This window comes from Streptomyces sp. NBC_00385, assembly GCF_035917155.1.
GTDB lineage: Bacteria > Actinomycetota > Actinomycetes > Streptomycetales > Streptomycetaceae > Streptomyces > Streptomyces poriferorum.
This window is the reverse complement of record NZ_CP107951.1, coordinates 7,507,245-7,522,819: the sequence shown is the minus strand read 5'-3', so window position 1 is coordinate 7,522,819 and position 15,575 is coordinate 7,507,245. Positions and strand designations below refer to the sequence as shown.

At 69.7% G+C, this 15,575-nt stretch carries 14 protein-coding genes and 1 riboswitch; of the genes, 4 read left to right on the top strand and 10 right to left on the bottom strand.

Annotated elements, in window-relative coordinates; genetic code table 11:
• Positions 1-168: 168 nt before the first annotated feature.
• Positions 169-1,956 (top strand): substrate-binding and VWA domain-containing protein, encoded by a 1,788-nt coding sequence (locus OG959_RS33515; protein WP_326664487.1) that lies wholly within the window; start codon positions 169-171, stop codon positions 1,954-1,956.
• 111 nt (positions 1,957-2,067) lie between these two features.
• Here OG959_RS33515 and OG959_RS33510 read toward each other — a convergent pair whose 3' ends face one another.
• Positions 2,068-3,573: a glutamate-cysteine ligase family protein gene (locus OG959_RS33510; protein ID WP_326664485.1), complete on the bottom strand. Its 1,506-nt coding sequence runs from the start codon at positions 3,571-3,573 to the stop codon at positions 2,068-2,070.
• Positions 3,574-4,054: 481 nt separating this feature from the next.
• Here OG959_RS33510 and OG959_RS33505 point away from each other — a divergent pair, with 481 nt between their 5' ends.
• Positions 4,055-4,648: a hypothetical protein gene (locus OG959_RS33505; protein ID WP_326664483.1), complete on the top strand. Its 594-nt coding sequence runs from the start codon at positions 4,055-4,057 to the stop codon at positions 4,646-4,648.
• Positions 4,649-4,970: 322 nt separating this feature from the next.
• Complete coding sequence (locus OG959_RS33500; protein WP_148015119.1) at positions 4,971-5,177, top strand: DUF5999 family protein; 207 nt, start codon at positions 4,971-4,973, stop codon at positions 5,175-5,177.
• 82 nt (positions 5,178-5,259) lie between these two features.
• Here the strand turns inward: OG959_RS33500 and gcvP are convergent, their stop codons facing one another.
• Complete coding sequence (gene gcvP, locus OG959_RS33495; RefSeq protein ID WP_326664480.1) at positions 5,260-8,145, bottom strand: aminomethyl-transferring glycine dehydrogenase; 2,886 nt, start codon at positions 8,143-8,145, stop codon at positions 5,260-5,262.
• A gap of 193 nt (positions 8,146-8,338) precedes the next feature.
• A riboswitch (glycine riboswitch) is annotated at positions 8,339-8,436 on the bottom strand.
• 113 nt (positions 8,437-8,549) lie between these two features.
• Here gcvP and OG959_RS33490 point away from each other — a divergent pair.
• Positions 8,550-8,921, top strand: a complete 372-nt coding sequence (locus OG959_RS33490) for a PRC-barrel domain-containing protein (RefSeq protein ID WP_326664478.1) — start codon at positions 8,550-8,552, stop codon at positions 8,919-8,921.
• Here OG959_RS33490 and OG959_RS33485 read toward each other — a convergent pair.
• The 8 genes from OG959_RS33485 to OG959_RS33450 all read right to left on the bottom strand — a co-directional run bounded on the left by OG959_RS33485 (position 8,843) and on the right by OG959_RS33450 (position 15,522).
• Positions 8,843-10,306 (bottom strand): DNA polymerase IV, encoded by a 1,464-nt coding sequence (locus OG959_RS33485; RefSeq protein ID WP_326664477.1) that lies wholly within the window; start codon positions 10,304-10,306, stop codon positions 8,843-8,845. The genes OG959_RS33490 and OG959_RS33485 overlap by 79 nt on opposite strands.
• A gap of 93 nt (positions 10,307-10,399) precedes the next feature.
• A complete protein-coding gene (locus OG959_RS33480; protein ID WP_326664475.1) occupies positions 10,400-11,017 on the bottom strand; it encodes a MerR family transcriptional regulator in 618 nt (205 codons plus the stop codon).
• 167 nt (positions 11,018-11,184) lie between these two features.
• Positions 11,185-11,658: a bifunctional nuclease family protein gene (locus OG959_RS33475; RefSeq protein ID WP_006123076.1), complete on the bottom strand. Its 474-nt coding sequence runs from the start codon at positions 11,656-11,658 to the stop codon at positions 11,185-11,187.
• 53 nt (positions 11,659-11,711) lie between these two features.
• On the bottom strand, positions 11,712-12,455 hold the full coding sequence (gene ftsR / locus OG959_RS33470) for a transcriptional regulator FtsR (protein ID WP_326664473.1): 744 nt from the start codon (positions 12,453-12,455) through the stop codon (positions 11,712-11,714).
• Between the two features lie 41 nt (positions 12,456-12,496).
• Entirely contained in the window at positions 12,497-13,285 is a 789-nt protein-coding gene (locus OG959_RS33465; RefSeq protein ID WP_326664471.1) for an FHA domain-containing protein, read from the bottom strand.
• 190 nt (positions 13,286-13,475) lie between these two features.
• Entirely contained in the window at positions 13,476-14,264 is a 789-nt protein-coding gene (locus OG959_RS33460; RefSeq protein WP_326664469.1) for a DUF881 domain-containing protein, read from the bottom strand.
• 5 nt (positions 14,265-14,269) lie between these two features.
• Positions 14,270-14,602: a small basic family protein gene (locus tag OG959_RS33455; RefSeq protein WP_003970459.1), complete on the bottom strand. Its 333-nt coding sequence runs from the start codon at positions 14,600-14,602 to the stop codon at positions 14,270-14,272.
• Positions 14,599-15,522 (bottom strand): DUF881 domain-containing protein, encoded by a 924-nt coding sequence (locus OG959_RS33450; protein WP_326664467.1) that lies wholly within the window; start codon positions 15,520-15,522, stop codon positions 14,599-14,601. Before OG959_RS33450 ends, OG959_RS33455 begins: the two co-directional genes overlap by 4 nt.
• Between the last annotated feature and the right edge of the window lie 53 nt (positions 15,523-15,575).

The window sequence follows — 15,575 nt, the reverse complement described above, 5'->3', positions numbered from 1 at the left end:
TGTACACCTGCCCTCAGTTGTGCATTCACGTCCCATGCCGCTCCCCGCCCCGCTAGGGTCTCGAATACAGGTACGAAGATCATGCGCGACAGGCCGGGGGACGAGCACCATTGCCGATGGTGTGGTCCCCCTTTTCCTTGTTCATCCTCAAGGAGGGGCACCACCGACATGGGACGTCACAGCTTGCCGGACGACTACGCCACGGATGGAAGCGGGGACCGTCCACCGCGCCGCCGTCGTACCGTAGCCATCGCCACCATGCTCGTTCTCGCCGTGGCAGCGGGAACGGCGGTCGCGGCCCAGGGCGGCCTGCTGTCGTTCTCGAAGTCCTGCGAGGACACCGCCGTGCACCTGTCCATGATGACCTCGCCGGACATCGCCCCCGCCGTGCGTGCCGTCGCCGACAAGGCACGCAAGGACAACCTGAGATCCGACGGTCACTGCGTGGACGTGGACGTGGTGGCCCGCGACTCGTACAAGGTCGCGGACGCCCTCGCCCGCGGCACCCGGGCACCGGATTACCAGATGTGGCTCCCCGACTCCGACCTCTGGCTGAACCGGGCCAAGGGCCTGGGAGACGCCATCCCGATCACTCCGGGCGACTCCGTCGCCTCGTCACCCGTCACGCTCGCGATGGTGCCCTCCGCGGCCAAATCCCTCGGCTGGCCCGAGAAGAAGTACTCCTGGGCCGAACTGACGGCCGCGGCCATGGAGTCCGACAAGGTACGCCTGGGCTCGGCCGACCCCGCACGCAGCGCCACGGGCCTGCTGGCGCTGACGAGCATCGGGATCTCCTCCGACAAACTGGGCGGGGACAGCGACACGAGGGCCGCGGCCACGGCCAAGCTGCTCGCCCAGCGGATGTCGGACGGCGACACCCAGGTCGTGGAGACCCTGCCCCAGGACAGTTCCGGAGCGGAACAGGGAAATCCGGCCCGGAACCAGGCGGTGCTCCTCTCCGAGCAGGCCGCGTTCGCCCACAACGCCGAGTCGACGGGCGGCAGCAAGCTCGACCTCTTCTACCCGAAGGACGGCGCTCCGCTCCTCAACTACCCGTTCACCCTGGTCAACGAGGAGGAGCAGACGACGGACGAGAGCCGGGCCGCGCTGCGCTTCATGACGCTGCTGTCCGAGGACGCCTCCCAGCTCACGCTGCAGGAGCACGGCTTCCGGACCGTCGACGGCACCGCGGACGAGACACTGGTCGCCTCGGCCGGCGGCAAGTCGCCCCAGCCGTACGCCACATCGCCGGGGGCCGCCCCCTCGGACGAGACGCTGCAGGAGACGCTCGGCATGTGGACGATCACCGTCCAGAGCGCACGGCTCACCACGGTCGTCGACGCCTCGGGGTCGATGGCCACGATCGTCCCGGGCCGCAACCAGTCGCGGATGGACGTCACCAAGGCGTCCCTGATCCAGGCTCTCAACCAGTTCACGCCGAACGACGAGATCGGTCTCTGGGAGTTCGCCACCACGCTCGACGGCGACAAGGACTACCGCCGACTGGTGGAGACCAGCCGGCTCGGCGACGCGGCCAAGGGCGGGGGCACGCACCGTGACAAGCTCGCTGCGGCGTTCTCCTCGCTCAAGCCCGTGCCCGACGGGGCCACGGGCCTCTACGACACCGCGCTGGCCGCTTACAAGGAGGCGCAGCGTACGTACGTGAAGGGCAAGTTCAACGCCGTCGTGATCCTCACCGACGGCTCGAACCAGGACGACCGCTCCATCTCGCGCTCCGCCCTGATCGCCGAGCTCAAGAAGATCACCGACCCGGACCGCCCGGTTCCGCTGCTCGCCATCGCGGTCGGCCCCGACGCCGACCGCGAAGAGGTGAACGAGATAGCGAAGGTGACCGGTGGCGGCGGCTATCAGGTCAGCGACCCGGCGGAGATCCAGGCGGTGATCCTGCAGGCCGTCATGACCGCGGGGCAGAGCGGTGGCGGCGCCGGGGAGTAGCGCCTGCTCCGCGCCCGCCCGGGGCACGGGCCGGGGCGACGGACGGGGCCGCGGCCGCCCGGTCCATCACGGGGGCCGGGGCGGACCGGGCGGCCGCGGCCCGGCCCCGTCTCACCGTGCGGGGAGGTCCACCGGCCAGGTGTGGACGGGCTCGCCGGCCTGCATCAGTTCGGCGTACCTCCGGGTCATGGCGGCAAGCGCCTCGGCCCGCCCCAGCCCCGCCTCCCTCGCCCGGTGATACGTGTCGGCCTGCCAGGACGCGCCGTTCGTCCGCCGCCTGCAACGCTCCTCGATGATGCCGAGGTAGTGGTCCCGGTCGGCGGGCTCGATGTTCCAGGCGTCGAGACCGGCGGCGGCCAGGGGCAGCAGTTCGTCCCGCACCAGCTTGACCGCCGGCACCCGGGTCAGTCCGCCTGAGCGGCCGGGCCTGGGCCAGAGCAGCTCGGCGTCGATGCCCTGGCGGCAGGCGGTCTCGAAGTTCTCGGCCGCGGCGGTGAAGGGCATCCTGGTCCACACCGGCCGGGATTCCTCCGCGAGCGCCCGTACGAGTCCGTAATAGAGCGCGGTGTTGGCGATCACGTCGGCGACGGTCGGTCCCGCGGGGAGGACCCGGTTCTCCACCCTCAGGTGCGGGACGCCGCCCGCCAGGCCGTAGACCGGGCGGTTCCACCGGTAGACCGTGCCGTTGTGCAGGACGAGTTCCTGCAGCCCGGGCACTCCTCCCTCGTCGAGGACCCGCAGGGGATCCTCCTCGTCGCAGATCGGCAGCAGCGGGGGAAAGTAGCGGAGGTTCTCCTCGAAGAGCTCGTAGGCCGAGTCGACCCACCGCTCGCCGAACCATGTCCTCGGCCGCACCCCCTGGTTCTGGAGTTCCGGCGGCCTGGTGTCCGTCGCCTGCTGGAAGAGCGGCGGCCTCGACTCCCTCCACAGTTCCCGGCCGAACAGGAAGGGGGAGTTGGCGCCCAGGGCCACCTGGACCGCCGCGACGGCCTGGGCCGCGTTCCACACGTCGGCGAAGCGTTCCGGAGTCACCTGCAGATGGAGCTGCACCGAGGTGCAGGCGGCCTCCGGCGTGATCGAGCCCGAGGTGCAGACCAGTCGCTCCACACCCTCGATATCGAGGGAGAAATCCTCGCCTCGCGCCGCCACCATTTGATCGTTCAGCAGCGCGTAGCGGTCGACATCGGAGAGGTTGGACCGGACCATGTCCTCGCGTCCGAGGGTGGGAAGTATTCCGATCATCATGATCCCGGCATCGACCTCGGCAGCCTTCCGGTCGGCATATCCGAGACCGGTCCTCAGCTCTTCGGCCAGTTGATCGAGAACACGGCCTGAAAGATTATGTGGAACTATGTTCACTTCGAGATTGAACATCCCCAGTTCCGTCTGGAAATCACGGCTGGCGATGCGATCCAGAACCTGCCCATTCAACATCTTCGGCATACCGTCGGCGCCGGCCAGATTCAGTTCGATCTCCATGCCCATGAGGTTGCGCGGCCGGTCGAACCTCCGCTCCGCCAGGAGCCTCCCCAGCCCCTCCAGGCACTGGTGGAGCTTCCTCCGGTACTTCTGCCGATCGGACAGGTCAAAGGCGCCCGCAACGACCTTCTCCCCCATCGAAGTATCCCTCCTCGAGTGGGCAGCCCGCGGCCCAGGCCGCTCGCGTCACGGTCGATAATGCCCAGACAGCGAGATCCATAACGCCCCGCAGACGCCGTGCACCCGCTAATCTGATGACTGAGGCCCGGGGCACATTCACTCGGCATGACGCAGTGCGCAGATTCCCTGGACGGCGCGCAGGGAAAGCACCGACACGTTTCAGCCTACCGCGGCGCGGGAAAAACCCGAGGCGGTGGCTGCGCCGCTCACACCGAATCAGCATAATCTCCGCATAATTAAGACCGGATACCGCCTTGTCGGCAATAGCCGTGGCGGCTAGTGGAAACACCGCGTGAACACGTGTCGTATAAACTCCGCGGACGAGGCAGAGAGTTGACGCACCGGCCCAGTCACCGGCCTCCTCTGGCCCCGCACGCCGACAGCGCCGTCTGCACCCGCCCACGCTCCACCGTGTCTCCGAAGTGAGAGGCGACCCACTATGCCGCTGCATGTACCCCCGGCTCCCGCGCCCGCTCTGCGCAGCGTTCTCGCGGCGCTCGGTTCACCGACCGCGGTCCGCGAGGCCCGCACCCCCGCCCTGCGGTCCGCCCAGGGACCGCTGAGCCCCGAACACCCGCTCCCCGTCCATGTGCTGGACCGCATCGGCCGGGACGGGCCGGCGCCCACGACCCGGCTCACCGGATGGCGCTTCCTGATCCGCAGTACGGAGCGGGCCGTCGCCGCGGCGGACACGATGCTCACCCCGGACGGCTGGGCCTTCTCGCACTTCTTCGAAGGCCCGTACATCGCCTCGACCGAACTCGCCCTGCGCCATGCGGAAGCGGCGGCGACGCCGTACCAGCCGAGGCTGCTGTCCATTCCCGAGCTGTACATGCTGGCGCTGTGGCTGCACGGGGACACCGGGGCCGACGCGTCCGGCGGATCCCCCGCCCCGGCCGATCTGCTGGTACCGCTGGCTCCCGCCCCACCGGGCATCGCGGCACACCGTCCGCACCGGGTCGCCGATCTGCTCCCCGTGATCACCACCCGTATCGCACCCGGCCCCGGCCCCCTCCTCGGCTCCCCCGCCTGAGCCCCGGCTCCCCCACTTGATGGCACTGTGCCCCGCCACCGGATCCGGTGGCGGGGCACAGTGCCATCAAGTGGGGGCCACACCTGCCCATCCGGACTAGCCCCATCCGGCCACCCCGAACCACCCGAAGTGACAGTGCAGTTGCCCTGAACCGTCCGGGCGGGTGATGCGTCCTCAGAGGAGTGGAAGCGCTGCTGCGAAATCCCTGCGGATCGACGTCCGTGGGGCAACACTGGGACCGGACCGATCGATACGGGGGGCGGCCATGAACACCTCTTCAAGCCGCAGGACACTCAACTCAACGCAGCGAAAGAACCCAGCCATGTGTCAGCACCAGCCAGCCTGCCCGACAGCCGACTCCGCCGACCGGGAAGCCGCCCGTCTCGTGGCGCACCACCCGGAACAGGGCTGGAGCCTGCTGTGCAACGGCGTCCTGCTCTTCGAGGACACCGGTGAGCTGCTTCCGGACGGGCAGATCATCGCCCCGCACCGGCCGCTGGGAACAGGCCGGGTGGTGAAGGCGGCCTGAACGGCCGCACGAAAGGGGCCGGCCCGGAGAGTTCTCCGCACCGGCCCCCACGCGTGTCCGCGTCACGCCCTGTGATCAGGCGTCAGTTGTCGTACTCCTCCAGCGGCGGGCAGGAGCAGACGAGGTTGCGGTCACCGAACGCGCCGTCGATCCGGCGCACCGGCGGCCAGTACTTGTCGGCGGCCGAGACCCCGGCGGGGAAGACGGCCACCTCGCGGCTGTAGCCGTGCTCCCACTCACCGCCCAGCGCGGCCGCGGTGTGCGGGGCGTTGCCCAGCGGGTTGTCGCCCGCGCTCCACTCGCCCGAGGCGACCTTCTCGATCTCACCGCGAATGGCGATCATGGTGTCGCAGAACCGGTCCAGCTCCGCGAGGTCCTCGCTCTCGGTCGGCTCGATCATGAGCGTGCCCGCGACGGGGAACGACATGGTCGGCGAGTGGAAGCCGTAGTCGATGAGGCGCTTGGCGACATCGTCGATGCTGACGCCGGTCGCCTTGGAGATGGGCCGCAGATCCACGATGCACTCGTGCGCCACCAGTCCCGCCGGGCCGTTGTACAGGATCGGGTAGTGCGGCTCCAGCCGCTTGGCGATGTAGTTGGCCGCGAGTACGGCGACCTGCGTCGCACGCTTCAGGCCCTCGCCCCCCATCAGGCGTACGTACGCCCACGAGATCGGCAGGATGCCGGCCGAGCCCCACGGAGCGGCCGAGATCGGTCCCACACCGGTCTCCGGACCGGCGGCGGGCTGCAGCGGGTGGTTCGGGAGGTACGGCGCCAGGTGCGCGCGCACCCCGACGGGACCGACGCCGGGACCGCCGCCGCCGTGCGGGATGCAGAAGGTCTTGTGCAGGTTCAGGTGCGAGACGTCGCCGCCGAAGTGTCCCGGCTTGGCGAGGCCCACCAGCGCGTTGAGGTTGGCACCGTCGACGTACACCTGACCGCCGGCGTCGTGCACCTCGGCGCAGATGTCGGCGACGTGCTCCTCGAAGACGCCGTGCGTGGACGGGTAGGTGATCATCAGCACGGCGAGCTCGTCGCGGTACTGCGCGATCTTGGCGCGCAGGTCCTCGATGTCGACCTCGCCGTCGTCGGCGGTCTTCACCACGACGACCTTCATCCCGGCCATCACGGCGCTGGCGGCGTTGGTGCCGTGCGCGGAGGACGGGATCAGACAGACGGTCCGGCCCTCGTCTCCGTTGGCACGGTGGTACGCGCGCACGGCCAGAAGCCCCGCGAACTCGCCCTGTGAGCCGGCGTTCGGCTGGATGGACACCGCGTCGTAACCGGTGACCTCGGCCAGGCGCTCCTCCAGCTCGCGGATGAGCGTCAGGAAGCCCTCGGCCTGCTCAGCCGGTGCGAACGGGTGCATCGCGCCGAACTCGGGCCAGGTGATCGACTCCATCTCGGCGGTCGCGTTCAGCTTCATGGTGCAGGAACCGAGCGGGATCATGCCGCGGTCCAGCGCGTAGTCGCGGTCGGCGAGCTTGCGCAGGTAGCGCAGCATCGCGGTCTCGGAGCGGTGCTGGTGGAAGACCGGGTGGGTCAGGAACGCGTCGGTGCGCAGCAGTCCTTCGGGCAGCGCGTCGGCGGTCGCGGCGTCCAGCGCCTCGATGTCGCCCTCGGCACCGAAGGCCGCCCAGACGGCCGCGATCTGCGCGCGGGTGGTGGTCTCGTCGCAGGCGAGAGAGACGAGGTCGCCATCGACGAGCCGCAGGTTCACACCGCGCTCACGGGCGTCGGCGACGACCGCGGAGGCCTTGCCCGGAACCCGGACGGTGAGCGTGTCGAAGTGGGCACCGGTCACCACGTCGACACCGGCGGCCCGCAGGCCCTCGGCCAGGATGGCCGCGTAACGGTGGGTGCGCCGGGCGATCGTCCGGAGCCCGTCGGGACCGTGGTAGACGGCGTACATGCCGGCCATCACGGCGAGCAGCACCTGCGCGGTGCAGATGTTGCTGGTGGCCTTCTCCCGGCGGATGTGCTGCTCGCGGGTCTGCAGGGCCAGCCGGTACGCCTTGTTGCCGTCCGCGTCCACGGAGACACCGACGAGACGGCCCGGGAGGCTGCGCGCGAACTTCTCGCGCACCGCCATGAAGCCGGCGTGCGGTCCGCCGAAGCCCATCGGCACACCGAAGCGCTGCGTGGTGCCGACGGCGATGTCCGCGCCCAGGTCCCCGGGGGACGTGAGCAGGGTGAGGGCGAGCAGATCGGCGGCCACGGTGACGATCGCGCCGAGCTCGTGGGCCTGCTCGATGACGGGCTTGATGTCCCTCACGGCTCCGGAGGCGCCCGGGTACTGCAGCAGCACGCCGAAGACGCCGCGCTCGGCGAGCTCGGCGGGGATGCCGTCGGTGAGGTCGGCGACGACGACCTCGACGCCGGTCGGCTCAGCGCGGGTCTCGATGACGGCGACGGTCTGCGGGAGGGTGTCCGCGTCGACCAGGAAGACGCCGTTCCTGACCTTGCCGACGCGCCGGGCCAGTGCCATGGCCTCGGCCGCGGCGGTGCCCTCGTCGAGCAGCGAGGCACCGGAGGTGGGCAGCCCGGTGAGCTCGGCGACCATCGTCTGGAAGTTCAGGAGGGCTTCGAGGCGCCCCTGGGAGATCTCGGGCTGGTACGGCGTGTAGGCCGTGTACCAGGCGGGGTTCTCCATCACGTTGCGGAGGATCACCGGCGGGGTGAACGTGCCGTAGTAGCCGAGCCCGATCATCGGGGCCAGGACCTGGTTGCGGTCGGCGAGCAGACGCAGCTCGGCGAGGACCTCGGCCTCGGTCCGGGCGGCCGGCAGGTTCAGGGCCTCGGCGCTCCTGATCACATCGGGCACCGCGGCGGCGGTGAGCTCGTCGAGCGAGCCGTAACCGACCTGGGCGAGCATCTTCGCCTGTGCCTCGGCATCGGGACCGATGTGGCGCTGCTCGAACGGGATTCCCTGTTCCAGCTGGGAGAGCGAAGTGCGACGGGGGGTCATGATGGAGGCCTCCTGGTCTGTCACGACCTGCGAGGGGCACCACGGCGCGGGGTGCCCGAACGGCCTCCCCCTCTGTCATCTCAACCTGAGAGCTTCACCGGTGCCCACGGGGCGCACCGGCTTTCACCGTCGGTGAGGAAGGGTTCCGGCCCGGCCGTGGCCGTGCGCAACCCTTCCTGCTTTCCAGAGTGACCTCGTCCGTGCGGTACGGGGGCCTGAGAGATTCCGGGGAGGATTTGCTCCTTCGGCGCCCTCCGGTTTTCCTCCGGAGGACTCTCCCGCACGGGGTCAGCAGCCATGGCCAGCGTACCAGCGGGGTATGCGAGGGAAATCTCGAGTGGCCGACGCCACGGATCTGCACTTCTGTAGTGCCTGTGGAGCAGCCACGACCAGTGGGAGGGACCGTGCAGACCGACATCGATCCGCGCAGCCTGATCGGCCGCAAGGCGTTCGACCGCAAGGGCACCAAGATCGGAACCGTGGACGAGGTGTATCTCGACGACGCGACGGGCGTGCCCGAATGGGCGGCCGTGCGCACCGGACTGTTCAGCCGGGACGCCTTCGTCCCGCTGGAGCCCAGCGAATTCGTCGAGGACACGCTGCGCATCCCCTTCGACCGTGCCCTGATCAAGGACGCACCCGACTTCGGGGTCGGCCGCCATCTCTCGCCGGACCAGGAGCTCCAGCTCTACCGGCACTACGGTCTGGACTCGGCGGCGCCCGCCGAGAGCGCTCCGGACCGTGACTTCGGCAAGCTGGCCGGCCAGGACGAGTAGTCCACCGGGTTCCGCACGAGCGGCAGCGGATCGGCCGGCTGCAGTTCCGGATCATCGATACGGAACGTACGGACCCGGCCGGGCGCCGATTCCGGTTCCTCGAACCGCACCGTCACCCGCCCGACCCCGCTCCCCTGCACCCAGCCGTGGCCGTAGGTCCCGTGGCGTACGTCGTGCCCGGCCGGCCAGCGCCGCGCGGCGAGCTGCTCCGGGCTCTCGTGTGCGGGTTCCTCGCTCTCCGGCCCTCCGTCGTCCGCAGCGGCGTGCCCGCCCGGCTCCGCGGTGTCCGGGAGCTCTGCGGCCATCCGCTCACCGGCTGCCTGGGCGAACAGGTCCTCCTGGGTGAAGTCGGCGAGGCCGGTGACGCCGACGCCGAGCAGCCGGACGCCCCCGGTCGTGTCCACGGCCTCCAGGAGCCGCGCAGCGGCCTCTCTGACGACCGAGGGGTCGTCCGTGGGCCCGCGGAGCGTCTCCGAGCGGGTGAGGGTGGAGAAGTCGTAACGCCGCACCTTCAGCACCACCGTGCGTCCTGACCGTCCGGCGGCCCTCAGCCGGTGGACGCAGCGGTCGGCGAGTCGCTCCACCTCGGTCCGCACCCGGACCCGGTCGTGGAGATCCGTGTCGAAGGTGTCCTCGACGGAGACCGATTTGGCGTCGCGCTCGGCGACCACCGGCCGGTCGTCGTATCCGGACGCCATGCGGTGCAGGGAGCTGCCGTGCGCCTTGCCCAGCAGCCGTACGAGCTCCGCCTCGCCCGCCTCGGCGAGGTCGTTGACGGTGGTCATTCCGGCGCGGCGCAGGTGGTCCGCGGTGGCGGGGCCGACGCCGGGCAGGGTGCGCACCGGCATGGGCGCCAGCAGCGCCCGCTCCGTGCCCGGCTCTATCAGCAGGATCCCGTTGGGCTTCGCCTCCTCGGAGGCGATCTTCGCCAGCATCTTGGAGCCCGCGAGGCCGACGGAGCCGCTGAGCCCCGTGACCGCCTCGATCGCCCCGCGCAGCTGCTCGCCGATCTCCATGGCCGAGGCCGTGTCGTCCGCCGTCCCGCCCGCCTCCAGGTCGACGAAGGCCTCGTCGAGGCTGAGTGGCTCCACCAGGGGCGAGAGGCGGCCCAGCAGCTCCATGACCTGGTCGCTCACGGTCCGGTAGAGCGTGAAGCGCGGCACCAGATAGGCCGCGTTCGGCGCCAGCCGTCTGGCCTGCGCCATCGGCATCGCCGAATGCACCCCGAAACGACGCGCCTCGTAGGAGGCGGTGGCCACGACTCCCCGGGGGCCGAGGCCGCCCACCACGACCGGCTTACCGCGCAGGCTCGGCTTCGCCGCCTGCTCCGCGGAAGCGTAGAAGGCATCCATGTCCAGATGCAGGATGGTGGGCGCGGCTCTCACATCAATCGATGGTGCCCTACGGCACTGACAGTCGCCCTGTCACAGAGGCCGGCGCACCCCGGTTTCCCGGGGCGCGGCCGCCCTCCCACCCGGTCAGCCCGCCCGGTTGCGGCGGCGGGCCAGCTCGTCGGTGGGGTTGTTGCCGATCAGCGTCTCGCCGGTGTCCACACGCTCACCGTGCAGCTGAGAGAGCGCGGCGTCCACGTCCCGCCACACCACCCCGACAGCGATGCCGAAGACGCCCTGACCCCCTTGGAGCAGCTCGACGACCTCCGCGGGCGAGGAGCACTCGTACACGGTCGCTCCGTCACTCATCAGCGTCATGCGCTCGAGGTCCTGAAAACCGCGGGCCCTCAGGTGCTGCACCGTGGTGCGGATGTTCTGAAGGGCGACCCCGGTGTCGAGGAAACGCTTCACGATCTTCAGCAGGACGACGTCCCGGAAGCTGTAGAGCCGCTGTGTGCCCGACCCGTAGGCCGGGCGGACGCTCGGCTCCACCAGGCCCGTGCGGGCCCAGTAGTCGAGCTGCCGGTAGGTGATCCCCGCTGCCGCGCATGCCGTCGGCCCTCGGTAACCGATCTCGTCGGCCGATTTCACGCCGTCCCCCGCCACCGCATCCGGCGCAGCCGGTTGCCTGATGGTGTGGCCGGCTGTACTCCCCTGCTGCGGATACGGCCCACCCACTGCCGTACCGTCGCCGCTGCTTCTCACGCCGACCTCCGTCCTTGACCTGCCCACTCGAAGGTAGGCAGTCACCCGGGGTGCGTCAACGATCGCCACACTCGGCACGCCGAGTGATAATCACCCTGAGGGTGGTTTCCCGTGACTCACAACCGGGAAAGGCTTGTCGGATGCGCTGGCGGAGCCCCCTTGGGACGTCACTGACTGTTCGTACCGAAGTCCTCCGGCGAGATCTGGTCGAGGAACTCGCGGAACTTCTCCACCTCGTCCTCCTGCTCGTCGGGAATCGCGATTCCCGCATCGTCGAGCACCCCGTCACTGCCGTAGATCGGCGTGCCGGTGCGCAGGGCGAGCGCTATGGCGTCGGAAGGCCGCGCGCTCACTTCGACTCCACTGGCGAAGACCAGCTCCGCGTAGAAGACCCCTTCTCGCAGATCCGTGATCCGGACCTCGGTGAGCTCCTGGCCCACGGCCTCGAGCACATCCTTGAAGAGATCATGGGTCAGCGGCCTGGCCGGAGCCATGCCCTGCTGGGCGAAGGCGATCGCGGTCGCCTCACCAGGACCGATCCAAATGGGGAGGTACCGGTCGCCTCCCACTTCACGCAGGAGCACGATCGGTTGGTTGGAGGGCATTTCCACCCGGACACCCACAACGTCGAGCTCGTTCACACAGCAACCCTAGGACGTGCTCGGCAGGTTTGGGTAGTCGGGCCCCACCTCGATCAGTGGAGACGGATCTGCAGAGCGCTCTGGACGAGGGCCGAATGCAGCCGCACGGACAGCTCGGCGAGCTCCTTCGCGGTGGCTTCCGCATGTGCTCTGGTCTGCGGATTCCGGTGCCGGCGCAGGGGTGCGACGACCTGTTCGATCAGCCCGGCCTCCCGGTCGGCGGCCCCTCGCATCGCTCGCAGATGACGCGGTTCGAGACCGAATCGCCCCAGATCCGCCACAAGCCTGGCGATGGTGACCGTCGCGGCGTCGTAGCCGCCCTCCCCCGACGGCGCGACCAGACCGTACGACTCCCAGGCATCGAGGTCGCTCTCGGTGACCTCCGCGGCCGCGAGGAGCTCGGCACGGCCGATACGGGCAGCGGTGGCCCGGACGGACGCGCCGCTCCAGCTGTGGCCGGCCGTATCAGGCTCACCACCCGGAGCCGGCAGGGTCACCTGCTCGCCCCGGGCGAGGGCGTCCAGGTGCTCCCGGATGACCCGCAGCGGAAGATAGTGGTCCCGCTGCATCCGGAGGACCTGAGCCAGCCGCTCGACGTCGTCAGGACGGAACTTCCGGTAACCGGAAGGGGTCCGCTGCGGCTCGACGAGCCCCTCGGCCTCCAGAAAGCGGATCTTGGAGATGGTGACTTCGGGGAACTCGTCCCGCAGCTGCAGGAGCACCGTGCCGATGCTCATCGGGCGGTCGTCGGCGGTGGCGGTGCCGTGTCCGGCACCGCCCGTCGGTGTTCTCAGCATGGACCTTCCTGGGGGTTCCCCCGACGGGGTCGGGGGCCGGGTCAGATGCCGCGCTGGCTTGCGTAGAAGACCAGCCGGTACTTGCCGATCTGCACTTCGTCGCCGTTGGACAGCGCGACGGAGTCGATGCGCTCACGATTGACGTAGGTGCCGTTGAGGCTGCCCACGTCCCCCACGGTGAAGCTGCCGTCGGTGCTCCGGCGGAACTCCACGTGACGACGCGAAACCGTCACGTCGTCGAGGAAGATGTCGCTCTGCGGATGGCGGCCGGCCGTGGTCAGCTCGCTGTCCAGGAGGAAACGGCTGCCGGAGTTCGGCCCCCGGCGCACCACCAGGAGCGCCGAGCCGAGCGGCAGGGCGTCCACGGCTGCCTGCGCCTCGGGCGAGAGCGACGGTACCGATGTCTGTCCCGTCGCCTCCGCCTCGTAGGCCTCCAGGCCCGAGATGGAGATGGTCGACGTCGTCTCCGAGGCCCGCTCCGGAACACCGCCCCGCAGCGGCGCACCGCAGTTGGAACAGAACCGGCTGGCCTCGGCATTACGGTGACCGCACCTCGTACAGACCGGCATGGACGAAGCCTCCTGCCTCGGGGCGAACCCTCCACCCGTACTTGAGGTTGACGGTTCTCCGAAACCTATGCGGCCGGGACCGGCAGGGTCAACAGACGACGCGCCGGAACCACCCGAATTGTCACCCCCCGCGCCTGCCACCTGATCGCGGAAGAGCGGGCGCTCGCCGCCCTGCTCCTCCGTCTGGCCATGGCGCGGTGCGCGATGGCGTGCGGCTTCATCGCGAGCGCTCTTGCCGAACAACTTCCCAAACAACTTCACGGGCGATTCCCCTTGACCGAAACAGACCCGCCCGTGGGGCAGGACGAACCCTGAATGAACACACCTGCCGACCCGGACATCTTCACAACGTCCGTATCCACTCGACAGTTTCCACCACGCACCACCATTACGATGCGGCGACCCCCCGCAACCTCCTGCCCGAGTCCCCCGGCACCCACACGTCCCGGGTTCACTGGGTCGACGACCGAGAGTAGTCAGGCCGCTCCGCCGGTCGCAAGGCGTCGATGACGATGTCGTCGGACCGTGCCACGTGCACTGTGGCCTGCTCCTTCTCCAGAGTCTGCACCACACCGCCGGGGATGTTCAGCGCCGGTTCCAGATCCTGCGGCTTGCCGATGACCGTGAAGACGTACGGAGCGGTGATCTTGCGGTCGTCGACCTCCACGGCACCTCCGTCCCCGGAGAAGTACGTATTGGCCACCACCCGCACGCCGTTGACCTCGATGGCCTCGGCGCCGGCCGCCCGGAGCTCCTGGAGGGCGTCGAGCAGCATGTCGGCCTGCACCGCGTCGGCGGGGTCGTTGATCGAGAGGGTGATTCCGGGGCCGTGCACCGCCACCGTACCCGCGAGGATACCGAGTTGGCGCTCCTTCTCCACCGTCTGCTTCCGCGCCTCTTCCGCCTGGTCCGAGCTGTTCTCCAGCTCCGTGCGCTGGTCGACGAGGCGCTGCTTCTCGTCCTCCAGCCGCTGCGTACGGTCGTCCACCTCGTCGAGGATGCGCACCAGGTCCTCCTGACGGGCGCCGCGCAACGCGCTGTTGTCGCTGTTCGACCGCACCTGGATGGCAAGCCCCAGGCCGAGGACGAACAGCAGTACCGCGACGATGAGTTGGGCCCGCGTGACCCGGGGCGGCCAGATTCCCGCGATCAGCCGCTGGCGCCCGGTCAGCCCCTCGGGAGCCGGCTCGGCCTGCCCGCCGGGCTCGTCGTGTTCCTCGTTGAATGCGTCGTTGCTCATCGGCGTCACGCCCGGAAGACGTGCCGGCGGATCGCGGCGGCGTTGGAGAAGATCCGGATGCCGAGGACGACGACCACGCCGGTGGAGAGCTGCGCACCGACGCCCAGCTTGTCGCCCAGGAAGACGATCAGTGCGGCCACGACCACGTTCGAGAGGAACGAGACCACGAAGACCTTGTCCACGAAGATCCCGTCGAGCATGGCCCGCAGACCACCGAAGACGGCGTCGAGGGCGGCAACCACCGCGATCGGGAGGTAGGGCTCGACCACCGCCGGCACTTCGGGCCGGACCAACAGTCCGACCACGACTCCCACGACGAGGCCCAGTACGGCGATCACGATGTGCCCTTCCCTGTGTCTGCCGCACCACTGCCGGTGTCTGCGGCCTTGTAAGGCTCTGCTGTCCGTACGGTCAGGCTCGGCGCGGCCGGAAGGCTCACCTTGTCCTGGACGGAGATGCTGGTCCGGATGTCGAAGGTGTCCTTGAGCGCCTGCAGGTACTGGCCGTCGGCACTGTCCTGGAAGGCGGCGGCGAGCTTCTTCCCGTCCCCCACCGCGAGCACCGTGTACGGCGGCACCAGCGGCTTGTTGTCGACCAGTATGGCGTCGCCCGCGGCGCGGATCGCCGACAGGGCCGTCAGACGCTGTCCGTTGATGGCGATCGCTTCGGCACCGGACTGCCACAGGCCGTTGACGACCCGCTGCATGTCCCGGTCGCGCACCCGCCCCGTGTCGGAGAAACCGCTGCTTTCGCGCGGTCCGCCACCGCCCTGGTCGGTGTCCTTCGCGTCGTCGACGACGAGCTTCACCCCGGGGCCCTGCACCGGTGTCGCCCCGGAGAGCAGCGCCACCAGTTCGGCCTGGTCACCGCCGTGCTCCTCCAGCGCCTTGCGCTGCCGCCTGCCCACGTCGCCGCGGATCTCCTCCACCTGCGCCTCAAGGGTGTCGGCCGCGGACGTCTCCCCGTCGATCCGGTCGATGAGCTCCTCGCGCTCCTTGGCCAGGACCGGCGCGGCGACCCGCGCCTGCGCGGCGCCGAGCGTCACGACCAGGGCCGCCAGCACCAGGCACGCCGCGAAGCCGAGCTTCGCCTTGACGGTCCGGGGCATCCCCGTACGCCCGTCCGCCTTGCGACGGGCCGATGCCTCGGCGTATCCGTCGTCCAGGCTGTGGTCCATCACATTGGTCAGCAGCGACATGGACGCGTCGGGGCGCGGCGGCGGCGAGGTGGTACTCCGATCGGGGGGCTGCTGCGACATGCCGCACATCGTCGCATGTCGCGGCGGCTACCACCGAATGGCCCCACCGTTGC